Source organism: Paludisphaera soli, from assembly GCF_011064595.1.
Lineage (GTDB): Bacteria > Planctomycetota > Planctomycetia > Isosphaerales > Isosphaeraceae > Paludisphaera > Paludisphaera soli.
Genome location: NZ_JAALJI010000055.1, coordinates 1 through 11989, shown reverse-complemented (window position 1 = coordinate 11989; position 11989 = coordinate 1). Strand labels below are relative to the sequence as shown.

The window sequence follows — 11989 nt, the reverse complement described above, 5'->3', positions numbered from 1 at the left end:
GTATCCGAGTTCACACCTTGAGGAGAATTCACAAGATGGGTCTTCTGTCGTCTTCTTCAGTCAGGCTCTCTTTGACGGCCCTGGCTCTGTGGATCGGCGCAAGCCTGTCCACGACTGCCAGCCATGCCCAGACTCCCCCGGCCCCTTCAGCCCCGGCTCCGGTCGCGCCAGCCTTCCAGGTCCCGGCCCAAGCCCCAGCCCCCTACCTGAACCCGGGCACCGCCCAGGTCCCGAACACCTACAACTACTCCGCCAAGTTCGGAGTGCAGTTCAGCCTGATCCCTCGGGGCCCCGGCTCCTATGGGGTGAGGCTCGCAACTCACCCTGCCACGTACACCGCTCTCGCCCTGATCGGCTTCGAGCCGGGGGACGAGATCGTCTACCTCAACAACCAGCCTATCTATGGCCCCTACGGCCTGGATCAGGCGCACGGCTACACCAACTTCACGTTCATCAACGTGAGAACGGGGCAGTACCAGCAAGCTGCAGCCTACGTGCCGTGAGGCAGCGGCCGAAGCCCGAAGCATCCTGAGCCATCAGGGGAGGCGTGGGAGGATTGTGCCCACGCCTCTTTGCATTTATCTTACATCTCCCCCATCCCAATCCGCTCGATCTGCTCCTGGCTCGGGAAGCCTTGCGTACGCCACCGCGGCGGGTACACCCCCTCATCCACGAGCAGGTCGCCCGCGATCTCCTTCACCCTCTCGAACGTCCCGATCGCCGCGATGCCTGCTTCCCGGACGATCGTGATCTTCTCGGCTTCCGGAAGCAGCGTTTCCACTCCCTCGCCCCAGACAGCGTGGCTCACGAGCGTCCCGTCCGAACATCGACTCCCGCTGAAGGTGGCGACGAAAACGTCCGAGCCCTCCTTCTCGAATTTGGCATTGAGCATCTCCTTCTGCTGCGCGTAAATGGGTCCCAGCCACTTCGACCGCATCTGCTCGAACGCCGGACGCGAAGGATGTCCCTCGGGAGGCATCCAGTCCCGCCATTCGCCGTCCTCCCAGACCATGGGGGAGGCCGCCAGCGGGTACGGGGCGTCGACCGCCTCCTCGGCCATCTTGGCCATCATGGCCAGGCCCTGCTCGTCGTCCTCGCCCGTGAACAGCACGGCGTCGCGGTTGGGTGCGATGGCGACCTTCCGGCCTTTCAGCTCCATCCGCTCCAGCCAGTCGGGCAGCAGCATGCGGCTGGCGTCGTAACTGTCGCCCGAGATGAAGGTGCAGAGGTTGTCGCCGATGGCGGCAAATCCCTCGGTGGCCTCCGACAGGTTGACGATCGCGTCTTCCAACGCCTGGTACGGGGTCACGCCCCATTTCTCGATCTGGCTCGGCGTGATCGACTGCACCGTCTCCGGCCAGTCGTAGACTACGGACGCGAGAATATGGCTGCCGACAGGGATGGCGACCAGGTCGGGCCCCGTGCCCTGGGAGCGGAGGAGTTCGATGCTGGCGCGGTTCCACAGGCGCGGCCTCAGGTCGGCCTTCGCCGCCTCGTAATCGTCTGGCAGCTTCCGGTCCGCGTTCAGGGCCGACCGCACGAAGACGCCCATCAGCCTCGCCCGCTCGCCCTTCGGCGCTTCGCTGTAGGCCTGGAACATGTTGGCCAGGCCGATCTGGCCGTAAGCCTCCCCATCCCGGAACCGATGGATGACCTTCTCGGACGCCTCATAGCGGAGCTCGTCCGGATGCCCCGCCTTGCTGATGCCCTTTATGAGGTCCCTGGCGAAGGAGTCGAGCGTCGGCTTGCCGCGAAAAAGGTCGAGCAGTCCCATGATGCGCCTCGCGGGGAGAGGGGGTTTTCCGAGTAGACTACATGAGGGCTTGGTGGAACGATAGGGCGAGCTAATCGACCGGCTTTCGCATGTGATATTCCCAAGCCAACTCCTTTGGCGGGCCGGACAGGAAGCCTGATTGCACCACCAGTGTAGACCCACAATGCGTCACCCGGATGCCACCCTCGCCGAGGACTTCGACTGGGCGCTCTTCCCCGAGGCAACTCCTGTCTCGCCGCTGAAGCGGTGGCTGTACCGCCTGGAGGTCTCCTCCGTCGTCGCCCTGACCTGGTTCATCCACCAACCGCTGGCCGTCGTCCTGGCTTGCCTCGCAATCTCCTTCCAGGAGTTTAGGAAGGCACGCGTCACCTCGCGGGCCATCCCCGATAGGGCGGCCGCCCGGATCAGCTCGCTCTTCGGCTACGCGTGGGCGGCCTGGACGCTGGGGATCGCCGCCTGCGCCACGTTCTTCGTCCTCGCCGTGATTAACGTTTCGGTGGTGCACGACCGCGGAATGCCTGCGGGGGCGGGAACGGCGATGTTGCTCGTTCCATGCGGAATCCTCGCCGCGCTTACCCTCACCGCCGCCGGGCTGGTGATGGCACTCCGCTCAGGCCTCAGGATCTGGATCGGCGAGGGGATGAACCAGGCCCGCACCCTGCTCCTCCGCCTGCTGATCCTCCTCTTCACGGTGTTCGGGATCGGCCCGCTGCTCGTGCTGCTGAGTGCGAACTTCGACCGGAGCTCGGGCCCGGGGATGCCCGCTTTCATCGCCTGGGCCGGCCTCCTTGCGGCGACGTTCGCCGGGCCGATCACGATCCTGATCGTCCTCGATCGGATCAGCAGGCGCGTCCTCGCCTCTCATCCCGGGAAGTACGGCCCGAAGGTGCCGAGCCTGAAGAAATGGGATGCCTGAACGGGCTTGGCCCCTTTCAAGGCCAAGCCGTACCGCCGCACCTCTCGTTCGGACACGAATGGGTGTGAAGGGATTCGAACCCCCTCAGTCAGTGACGCCGCGTTTACAGCGCGGCCCGGCTCTCCAACTCCGGCGCACACCCGAAGAGCGGAAGCGGCGGGATTCGAACCCGCGGTGGTTTCCCACACCTGGTTAGCAACCAGGCACGATAGGCCTCTCTGACACGCTTCCGGGCTGAGACACTGCCGATCTGCCCCAGTTTCGATCCGGCAGGCTTCCGATCCGGCCCAGTTCCGATCCGACAGGCTTCCGATCTGCCCCAGTTCCGAGAGGCGGAGGGAGAGGGATTCGAACCCCCAAGTCCTTGCGGACGGTAGTTTTCGAGACTACTGCCTTACCAGTTAGGCTATCCCTCCGTTTGGCACGAACGAGACCGGGCGTCGGCCTGCGATCAGGCGGACGAACGCCCCGGCTCGGATACCGAACGGGTATGTAGGGAGTAGGCCGGACTCAAGCCGCTCGTCTGGGCGAGCAAGGTCGATCCGGCATGTTCGGGCCGCGCGTCAATACGACAGGCGGCCCCGACTGGAATACCGCGAACGATAACTCGTGGGTCGCGCCGTGAGCACGAGGGAGGTGTCGAGTTGTTCGGGGTGGGTGGTCATGTTCGACCCGCATGGCTTGAGGACGATACGCCAGTTGCAGGTCCGACGCAGGAAATGCGCAAGAGGTTCGCGGTCGGCGGCGAGGCTGATCGAATTGGAGCCGGACGAGTGAGGCGTCCAGGCCTCACCCCTTCCCGATAAGCCGCAACGTCTTCTCGTCTCTCTCGCCGTTGAAGTACTTCTCCAGGAGGCTGGCGAACACCGAATCCCGCGGCGCGACTGTTTCGAACAACGTCGCACTCGACTTCAACTTCATGTCGTCGGGCGGTGTCCGTCCTGTAGACCCCATCTTCCAACTCGAACTCCTTGTCCCGATGATTGAGCCATCGCACCACGTCCCCACTGCGAGACCACGTGATGGCCAGGACAACCGAGAAGGCCGCCTATTGGGCCGAGATCATCCGCCGCTATCGCCAGAGCGGCCTGACACAGCCCCAGTTTTGCCGCGAGAACAACGTCTCATTCCACAGCCTCCGCTGGTGGCTCCACCAGCCCAGGGCCAAGAGGGCGATGGAAGCCCTGCATGACGCAGCGCACCGCAAAGCCCGACCCGAGCCCCAGGTGCCCGCCCGGCCCGAGGTCGCTCGCTTCCTGCCCGTCCGGGTCGTCGAGACCCCAGCCGACCGGGACCCCGAACGCCCGCTTGCGGTGTCGTCTCTCCCGATCCAGGTCCTCCTGGGCGACGGGCGGCGGATTGCCGTCGGCCCCGGGTTCGACCCCGACGTCCTTCGGCGGGTGGTCGCCGCCTTGGAGCTGCCCCGATGCTGAGCTGGCCGCCCACCGTCCGCATCTTCCTCGCGGCGGCCCCGGCCGACATGAGGCGCGGATTCGACGGCCTCGCCCGCATGACGACCGAGGTCATCCGCCAGGACCCGCTGTCCGGTGCCCTGTTCGTCTTCCGCAATCGCCGCGGTGATCGACTCAAGGTCCTCTACTGGGCGGGTGACGGCTATGCCCTCTGGTATCGCCGGTTGGAGCGCGGCACGTTCCGCTTCCCCGCCTGCGAGGGCGACGCAGCTGAGGTCCGTGCCGTCGATTTGACCATGATCCTGGAAGGCATTGACCTGTCATCGGCCCGGCGACGCCCACGCTACGCCCGGCTACCCAACGCGACGACATCTTGAGTCGCCGGTCCCTATCGCATGGCGAATCGAGGCGGGCACGGACTTGCGCCAGCCTCCTCCCCAGGCCAGAATAGGGCCATGGAGAGCGCCGTGCTGCCCGACGACCTGGCCACCTGCCACGGCATGATCCGCGAGATGGCGGCCAGCCTGCGGGACGCCCAACGCCAGGTCGAGCAGCTCGGCCACCGCCTCGACCTCCTGCTGAGGCGGCTGTTCGGCCCGCGATCCGAGCGGGTCGATCCCGGCCAGTTGCTCCTCTTCTTCGGCGACGGGGCCGAGGGCACTCCTGATGCCGTGCCGGCTCCCGAGTCGCCCGTGGAGTCACCAGCTCCGCCCCCCACCGGCCGGGCCAAGGGGCACGGCCGCAAGCCGCTGCCGGCCGACCTGCCCCGCGAGCGCCGAGTCCACGAGCTCCCGCCGGAACAACGGGCCTGCCCCGACTGCGGCCTTGACCGCAGCCCCATCGGCGAGGAGGTCAGCGAGCAGCTCGACTACCGCCCGGCCTCGCTCTTCGTCGTCGAGCACGTCCGGGTCAAGGTCGCGTGCCGCCATTGCCAGGGGCACGTCGCCGTCGCGGACAAGCCGCCCCAGCCGATCGAGAAGGGCCTGCCGGGGCCGGGGCTGCTCGCCCAGGTCATCACGAGCAAGTTCGCGGATCACTTGCCGCTCTACCGGCAGGAGGGCATCTTCGCCCGCCACGGGGTCGAGCTGTCGCGCAAGACCATGTGCGGCTGGATGGCCCAGGCGGCCTGGCTGCTCGAGCCGATCTGGAGGGTCATGAGGGCCGAGGTGCTCAAGTCGCGGGTGATCCAGACGGACGATACCACCGTGCCGGTTCTGGATCGACGCCTGGATCGAGCCCGCACCGCCCGGCTGTGGGTCTACCTCGGCGATCGCGAGCACCCGTATGCCATCTACGACTACACGGCCGATCGCTCCCGTGACGGGCCCGAGCGGTTCCTGGGCGACTACAAGGGCTGCCTCCAGGCCGACGCGTACAGCGCCTACGACCGGATCTACTCCCGGGGCGTGGTGGAGGTCGGGTGCTTCGCCCACGCCCGCCGAAAGTTCTACGACGCCCGCACGAGCGACCCCCAACGGGCCCACGAGGCGCTGGCGCGAATCCGCGCGCTCTACGCTGTCGAGGCCACCGGCAAGGATCTCGACGAGGCCGGACGGCTCGCCCTGCGGCGCGAGCGGTCCGGCCCGATCCTGGAGCGACTCGGGACCTGGCTGGACGAGCAGTCCCGGTTCGTGCTGCCGAAGAGCCCGATCGGCGGGGCGATCGGCTACGCCCGGTCGAACTGGGCGGCGTTGAACCGATTCACCGAGGCCGGATTCCTGGCGATCGACAACAACGCCAGCGAGCGGGCCGTGAAGCCGGTCGCCATCGGCCGCCGCAACTGGCTGTTCGCCGGGAGCGAGGGCGGTGGCAAGGCAGCGGCGGTCCTGTTCAGCCTGGCGACGACTTGCAATGCCCTGAGGATCGACCCCTTCGCCTACCTCCGAGACGTGCTCGACCGGGTCAGCATAAACCCCGCCCGGAAGGTCGCGGAATTGCTGCCCGATCGCTGGTGGGCAGCTCATTCAGAATCACGACCGACGCCGGCGGGCTAATCCTGAGGCATCCCACCGACGGGCCGACTCAAGGCCCTTGATCGGATGACCACGCAAGACCTTCTTGTTCGCAGGGAGCGATCGGGGCGGCCGGACCCCGGCGGTGTTCCACAGCGTCGTGGCCTGTTGCAAGCGGCGTCGCCTAGACCCCTTCGCCTGCCCATGGGGCGTCAAAAGCCCCTTGCAGTCCTGGCCGGCGAATCGGCTCGCTGAGCTGTGGCCGGACACCTATTTGCCGATCGGCTGGGGTGGTACTCTCGGTGGTCGTGGCGATCGACTGAATCGCGATGTTTAACGAGGCGATGCAGCGGACCCGCCTGCCGGCGGGCCCCTGATCTGGGTCGTTGGGCGGACAGAGCAACCTCAATGCTGCGAGCGTCCCGTTGAAAGCATTCTTCGAAAAGCTGGACCGCGGATCCGGCGGGATTCGCCTCTATGGAATCGCGCCGCCGAAGCTCGCGACCGAAGCCGAGCGTTTGCGTGAGATCGCGGCTCAGCAGGTGTCCCGACTTCGCATGCTCGCGCCTGACGGCTTGGTCGTCTACGACATCCAGGACGAGCCCGGACGAAGTGGTCAGGCACGACCCTTTCCGTTTCTACCGACCGTCGACCCAGAGGTTTACGCGTACGACGCACTTGCGGAGCTCGCAATCCCGAAGATCGTATACCGATGCGTAGGCGCGCATTCGCGTGAAGTTTTCTCAAGCTGGGTCGACACCGTGCGGGCCGCAGCCGACCGACGCCTCAGCGTCTTCGTTGGCGCACCGAGTGGTCGGTCGAGTGTCGCGGGTTTGCCGCTGGCAGAGGCCTACAGGCTCGCGCACGCCGCTCCCAACCTACTCGTTGGTGGAATCGCCATAGCCGAGCGTCACGTCGCAAAAGGAGATGAACACCGGCGCATGCTCGCCAAGCAGGATGCCGGCTGTCGTTTCTTCATAACGCAGTCGGTGTACGATGCCGCTTCCACGAGGTCGTTGCTTTCCGATTACGCGTTGTCATTGCAGGCATGCGGCCGTTCGCCCGTGCCTGTGGTGCTGACGTTCTCGCCATGCGGCTCGGTACGCACTCTCGAGTTCATGAAGTGGCTCGGCATCTCGTTCCCGCGATGGTTAGAGAACGAGCTTCGTCATTCTGCCGACACGCTGAAGCGCTCGATCGACCTGTGCGAGGACGTCCTCGCCGACGTAAAGGACTATGCGCGCGAGAAGCATTTGCCAATCGGCATCAACGTCGAGAGCGTCTCCATTCGAAAAGCGGAGGTTGATGCGTCGGTCGAGCTCTATCGGAGATTGAGCTCGCGCCTCGGGGGGTAGCCGACCGCTCACGATCATCTGGCGTGGGCTGACCCGGCTCATGGACATCCACCTCGGCTTTGAATTGAGTCGGCGAGTTGTGGGTACTTGAAAGCCTCACCGGATGCTTACGATTTGGAGGATGGGGTCTACAGGACGGACACGATGGACCTGCGCGGCGACGTAGAGCTGCTCGACCTCTCTCCCCGGCCGGTCCCCTCAAAGCCGCGGAAGCCGGACGCCTAGGAATAGGTCATGCTCGAGCTGATCGAGGAGTACGTCGGCCCCGACGGGGCCTTACGCTTCCAGGTGACCCGGGATCCGGCCAGCGGAGAAACGATACTCGGCTTCGCGGGGTATTGCTGGCACACGCACCCCGAGCTCCTGGCCGCGGGCTACGGGCTTCCTGAGCCCGAAGCGGTTCGCAAAAGCATCGACGATCTGCTGGCCGACCGGCTGGTGATCGGCATCTTCCGGCAGCATGGGGAGGTGTCGGACGTGGCCATCGAGGACGATCCCGGTCACGGCTACGAATGGATGGAGCCGTGGGAGTCGATCGAGTACCGCTACTGGAGCGGCAAGACGTGGGAGGGCGAGCGGCCGGTCCCCTGAGCGGCCTCGTTCCGCGTCGCATCGCACATCGGGCCGCCAGTCGCCCCGAAGGATGATCGGTTGCCCGCTCGCGGCGCTAGCGGCCCGCCTCCGCTGACGCGGCCACCGGCCCGGCGCACACGCCCTCGATGCGCTCCACCTTGGCCGCGATCCGCTGCGTCCCGATCAGACGTCGACCGTCACCCGCAGATAGGTCGCGGGGATGCGGGTGGCTCCCTCCCGCGGGCTCCGGTTCGCTGCTTCGAAGAGCGCGTCCAGCTCCCCCTGCAACTTGGCCGCGCCGCCATTCCGCTCCGCCGCTTCGAAGGCGTTCATCGTCGGCCCGTAATAGTCTCGGAACAACGCCAGGAACTCGGAGGGGGGAGCCGGCAGCTCGAACGTGTAGGTGTCCGGGACGCAGCGGATCCGGTCTGCGGGCACGCCCGCCGCGGTGAACCGCTCGACGACGTCGGCTTCGATGCCCCACGTCATCGGGCTGACGAAGCCCTCCGGCGGCGGCGGGGTGTACGAGCTGCTGATCTTCAGGACTTGCGCCACTAGTGTCGGGTCGCCGGGAATCCAGTTCCCCATGACGATGCGCCCGCCGCGCCGGGCCACGCGTACCATCTCCCGGGCGACGTCGAACGGCCTCGGTGCGAACATCGCTCCGAAGATGCTCACGACCAGGTCGAAGCTCTGGTCGGCCAACTCGCCGAGGTCGCACGCATCGCCCTCCAGGAACCGGCAGTTCGACAAGCCCCGCTCCCGGGCCCGCCGGTTGCCCGCCTCGACCAGATTACGCGCGATGTCCACGCCGAGCACGTCCGCCCCGAGTGCGGCGGCCGGCAAGGCGGTCGTCCCGTCGCCGCAGCCGAGGTCAAGGACCCGGAGCCCTTTCGTGATCCCGAGCGTTGCGACCAGCGCCTCGCCACTCTCGCGCATGGATACCGCGAGGCGCGTGAAGTCGCCCTTCTCCCAGAGGGCCTTGTTCGGGTTCATGGGGACGCTCCTCGGCCGAGACATAAGGGGACCATCGATCATCGCGGAACGCGTCGTCCGCCCGATTGGCGTAGTATCGGCGAGATTCCCGGCTGCTTCAATTGGATCTTCGGGAAGGCTGGCTAAGCCCGACCGGGCCCAGAACGGACTTTGTGCCGCTCACTCCGAGGTGTCGGTTAGCGGCAATCCGAAGCGTTGGTTCGCTGGCGAACAGCGCGTTGAAGGCGATGGCGGCCGCCCAGATCATGGCGTCGTGCCTCTCCAAACGTCTCCAGGTCTCGACGGCGAGCCGTCTCGACGACAGGCCGTCGAGGCTCAACGACAATCGCGGGCGGGGGCGGTCGCTCATGCAAGGCCCCGGCGGGCTCGGGCATTCTCTCTTCTCTGATCTGATCATCGGCCGTCCAGGTCCTCCCTGCCACCGTCCGGCGGGGATGCGGCGAGAATGATCCTAAACCCAAGGCCGGCGCCCATGCACAGGCCTCCGCCCGACGTCGCGTCGTGGTCCGCGGGGACCACCGGGTCGTGCGAGGCCGGATTTCGCGATTCACGCGCGGAGCGATCGTCCTGGGATGGGCCCGGATGGCCGCCGTCCCGACCTGGACGTGCGGCTCATAGACCGGAAGCTCGCGGCTGGGGATCCGTTGGGGCTCAGCGTCGAGTCTCGTGGTAGCCAGTTCACCATCGGTCGGATGACGCTCCGCTCGTCCGCCGTGTCAAGAGTGGCCTTCACCGGACGGACACGTCGGGCGTGCCGAAGACATCGTTCGCCGACCGGCCTGCTACGCCGAGGGCGGCCTTGGCGATCTCGATGAGGCGGGGACCGAGGACGGGGTGGGCGAGGTATGCCTCCGCCTCGTCGAGCGACTTGATCGAGTAGCGCTTCGACGTCGAGCTGAAGCCCAATCCGTCGTACTGGGGGAAGACGTACCACATCCAGTGTGACCGCTTCCGTCCGTCGCGGACCTCGCGGAGGGCTTGATCGTAGCTGGTCTCCTGGGCGGAGACGAACCGGTCCAGGCCGAAGGGGTCGGATGACATGAGGCGACTCCAGCGGTTGACATCAGAAATCCCCAGGATAGACATCCGGGTTAGACCGGCAAGTGGAAGGCCGAACTCCTCGCCGAGCGGGGATGTCGCTAAACGCCTGCCCAGCTAACCAGTTCCGCAGGATCGGCCTTAAAATCTCCCCAGGGACTCACCACCACCTGGGGATTGACCGATGTCCGACGAACTCGAAGCGGCCCTGGCCGAATTGACCGAGGCGAGAGAGAAGCTGGAGGCCGTCCGGGCCGCGCTGACGCAGGTTCTCGCGGTTTCCAGTGGGGATCAAGCCGTGGTCGAGAAGGCGAAGGCCCGGCTGGAGCGGATCGACGCTGACGTCGCCAGCGTGGAGCGGGCGATCGGGGAGGTGGCTAGGCAGGTGGTGGGGACGGCCTGAACGCGCTCGGGCCGCCCCCCGTGCCCTCAGCTCAAGCCGATGTCAACGATTTCGCTTGCGAAAAACATCGGTGTTGCCCGCCTCGAATTCATCGAGCTTCGGCTTGACCCACTTGCGGAACTCGTCGGTCATGTCCTCGAATCTGCAGTGATCGATGAAGATCGCATGACGGAGCGCGAAGTAGGCTCCCTGATCGCCGTCGAGATTTATCAGGATGCCACCAAACACGAAGGCCGGAGCTTCAACTTTCACGGTCTTCAGGAAGTTGAACAGGGTCTCCACCGTCTCACGGTAAATGACTTCTGACGCCCGCACGAAGCGCCATGCGTAGGTCGACTTGCCCAGGTGCAGTATCTCGTTGGAGTGGTTGAGCATCAGCTGCTCAAGCGACTCTTGCTGATAGTCGTGAGGATCGAAATCAGCCGGTTGTTTCGGGTGGATCCCGCCCGCTACCAATTTCTGCAGAGCCGCCGCTGCGGCACCGCAGCAATCCGAAGGCTTCGACTGCCCCGGTCGGAGGACTTTGCCAACCTGACCGTCGTCGGTTATCCCGACGTGTGGGCCGACTACCATTAGCGCCGCCCCTTCCTCGGGGAGGTGATGCGAAAACGCACCGATGCCCGTCCTGCCGACGAACGGATAGCCGTCAAGGCCCCCGAGGACGAACGGCCCGATCATGTCGTTGTCAGGGAGCTGGACGCTGCTGAGATCGTCGCTGCAGACGCTTGTGAGAAATGCGATCTGATCCTCGCGGAGCTCAAGCTCTTTCTCAGTGTAATCGAGGAAGGCTTCGATGAGTTCGCAGGCTTTGATCGCGCCGGGGTAGTAATCACTGACGAATGAAGTCGCTCGCAGCTGAAGCATGAGTTTGTCTCTCTGGCAGGTTGAAGCGGAAACATGGTCGAGCTTGGCATCACCGCGTTTTTGCACGACTCGATCGGCTCAACTCGTCGCCTTCGATGAGCAATAGATGTCGAGCCCTTTCATGAAGCTCGTCGAACGTGATGATCTCGGGGTTCTGCAGATTCCTTCGGAACAGCTCGAACGTGCTGCGTTTCGCTTGATCGTCCAACTGAGTCGTGCAGCCGATGATCAAGATGCCCTTCGGCTGGAGGGTGTGGCAGGCAAACTCTCGCATGCGTTCCCGGTTGTCGTCCGTCCGCGAACCCTCAACCTCCCACGTTCGGCAGCTCGATTGCAGCTGCGCCACGCCTCCCACGAGATCATCGCCCAGTCTATGGACCTTGTTCCGATACAGCTCGTCGTCGACTAGCAGACTGTCCGGACGCTTGATCTCGACGAGAACCGTGAAGCGATGGTCGGCCTCTGACGCGGCGAGAAAGTCTCCGCGCTGACCGTCCCTGCCGGTCACTTGCTTGCCGCCGTAGTAAGGCTGGTCAACTACCGACGAGACGAAGCGGTAATCAAGGCTATAGCCAAAGATCCATGTGTTTCGCTTGAAGAACGCCTGCCAGTCCGCTTCCTGCCAATCCGACTCCATCTTCTCGAAGAACTCGTTGACGGCGGCCTCGCGGATTTCGTGGAGCTTGGTGAGCGCGACGGCCTGGAA

General features: G+C 65.3%; 14 protein-coding genes and 3 tRNA genes. 8 read left to right on the top strand and 9 right to left on the bottom strand.

Annotated elements, in window-relative coordinates; translation table 11 throughout:
- Positions 1-305: 305 nt before the first annotated feature.
- Positions 306-503, top strand: coding sequence for a hypothetical protein (locus G6O68_RS30510; protein ID WP_165253323.1), 198 nt, complete (start codon positions 306-308; stop codon positions 501-503).
- A gap of 80 nt (positions 504-583) precedes the next feature.
- On the opposite strand, the gene G6O68_RS30505 is transcribed toward G6O68_RS30510, so the two are convergent.
- Positions 584-1774 carry a DUF1444 family protein gene (locus G6O68_RS30505; RefSeq protein ID WP_165253321.1) on the bottom strand — a complete coding sequence of 397 codons (1191 nt, stop codon included), beginning with the start codon at positions 1772-1774 and terminating at the stop codon, positions 584-586.
- Between the two features lie 163 nt (positions 1775-1937).
- Here G6O68_RS30505 and G6O68_RS30500 point away from each other — a divergent pair, with 163 nt between their 5' ends.
- Positions 1938-2690 carry a hypothetical protein gene (locus tag G6O68_RS30500; protein ID WP_165253319.1) on the top strand — a complete coding sequence of 251 codons (753 nt, stop codon included), beginning with the start codon at positions 1938-1940 and terminating at the stop codon, positions 2688-2690.
- Between the two features lie 59 nt (positions 2691-2749).
- On the opposite strand, the gene G6O68_RS30495 is transcribed toward G6O68_RS30500, so the two are convergent.
- The 4 genes from G6O68_RS30495 to G6O68_RS30480 all read right to left on the bottom strand — a co-directional run bounded on the left by G6O68_RS30495 (position 2750) and on the right by G6O68_RS30480 (position 3611).
- A tRNA-Tyr gene (locus tag G6O68_RS30495) sits at positions 2750-2832 on the bottom strand.
- Positions 2833-2838: 6 nt separating this feature from the next.
- A tRNA-Ser gene (locus tag G6O68_RS30490) sits at positions 2839-2921 on the bottom strand.
- 102 nt (positions 2922-3023) lie between these two features.
- A tRNA-Ser gene (locus tag G6O68_RS30485) sits at positions 3024-3106 on the bottom strand.
- 373 nt (positions 3107-3479) lie between these two features.
- Entirely contained in the window at positions 3480-3611 is a 132-nt protein-coding gene (locus tag G6O68_RS30480) for a DUF1810 family protein (protein WP_261345624.1), read from the bottom strand.
- Between the two features lie 101 nt (positions 3612-3712).
- Between G6O68_RS30480 and tnpA the strand changes: the two genes are divergently transcribed.
- The 5 genes from tnpA to G6O68_RS30455 all read left to right on the top strand — a co-directional run bounded on the left by tnpA (position 3713) and on the right by G6O68_RS30455 (position 8000).
- On the top strand, positions 3713-4123 hold the full coding sequence (gene tnpA, locus G6O68_RS30475) for an IS66 family insertion sequence element accessory protein TnpA (protein ID WP_165253315.1): 411 nt from the start codon (positions 3713-3715) through the stop codon (positions 4121-4123).
- Entirely contained in the window at positions 4117-4479 is a 363-nt protein-coding gene (gene tnpB / locus G6O68_RS30470; RefSeq protein ID WP_165253313.1) for an IS66 family insertion sequence element accessory protein TnpB, read from the top strand. The genes tnpA and tnpB overlap by 7 nt, the downstream gene beginning before the upstream one ends.
- A gap of 78 nt (positions 4480-4557) precedes the next feature.
- Entirely contained in the window at positions 4558-6096 is a 1539-nt protein-coding gene (gene tnpC / locus G6O68_RS30465; protein WP_206108265.1) for an IS66 family transposase, read from the top strand.
- A 383-nt stretch (positions 6097-6479) separates the two neighbouring features.
- Positions 6480-7409, top strand: a complete 930-nt coding sequence (locus tag G6O68_RS30460; protein ID WP_206108264.1) for a methylenetetrahydrofolate reductase — start codon at positions 6480-6482, stop codon at positions 7407-7409.
- 234 nt (positions 7410-7643) lie between these two features.
- The gene (locus tag G6O68_RS30455; RefSeq protein WP_165253312.1) at positions 7644-8000 is read left to right on the top strand and encodes a hypothetical protein; all 357 of its coding nucleotides are present in this window, start codon (positions 7644-7646) and stop codon (positions 7998-8000) included.
- 165 nt (positions 8001-8165) lie between these two features.
- Here G6O68_RS30455 and G6O68_RS30450 read toward each other — a convergent pair whose 3' ends face one another.
- Complete coding sequence (locus G6O68_RS30450) at positions 8166-8978, bottom strand: class I SAM-dependent methyltransferase (RefSeq protein ID WP_165253311.1); 813 nt, start codon at positions 8976-8978, stop codon at positions 8166-8168.
- A 729-nt stretch (positions 8979-9707) separates the two neighbouring features.
- Positions 9708-10019: a DUF1810 domain-containing protein gene (locus tag G6O68_RS30445; RefSeq protein WP_165253310.1), complete on the bottom strand. Its 312-nt coding sequence runs from the start codon at positions 10017-10019 to the stop codon at positions 9708-9710.
- A gap of 181 nt (positions 10020-10200) precedes the next feature.
- Here G6O68_RS30445 and G6O68_RS30440 point away from each other — a divergent pair, with 181 nt between their 5' ends.
- On the top strand, positions 10201-10419 hold the full coding sequence (locus tag G6O68_RS30440) for a hypothetical protein (protein ID WP_165253309.1): 219 nt from the start codon (positions 10201-10203) through the stop codon (positions 10417-10419).
- A gap of 42 nt (positions 10420-10461) precedes the next feature.
- Here G6O68_RS30440 and G6O68_RS30435 read toward each other — a convergent pair whose 3' ends face one another.
- Together G6O68_RS30435 and G6O68_RS30430 are read right to left on the bottom strand one after the other, a co-directional pair.
- A complete protein-coding gene (locus G6O68_RS30435) occupies positions 10462-11283 on the bottom strand; it encodes a hypothetical protein (protein ID WP_165253308.1) in 822 nt (273 codons plus the stop codon).
- A 49-nt stretch (positions 11284-11332) separates the two neighbouring features.
- The coding region (locus G6O68_RS30430; protein ID WP_165253307.1) for a Shedu immune nuclease family protein at positions 11333-11989 on the bottom strand (657 nt) is incomplete at its 5' end.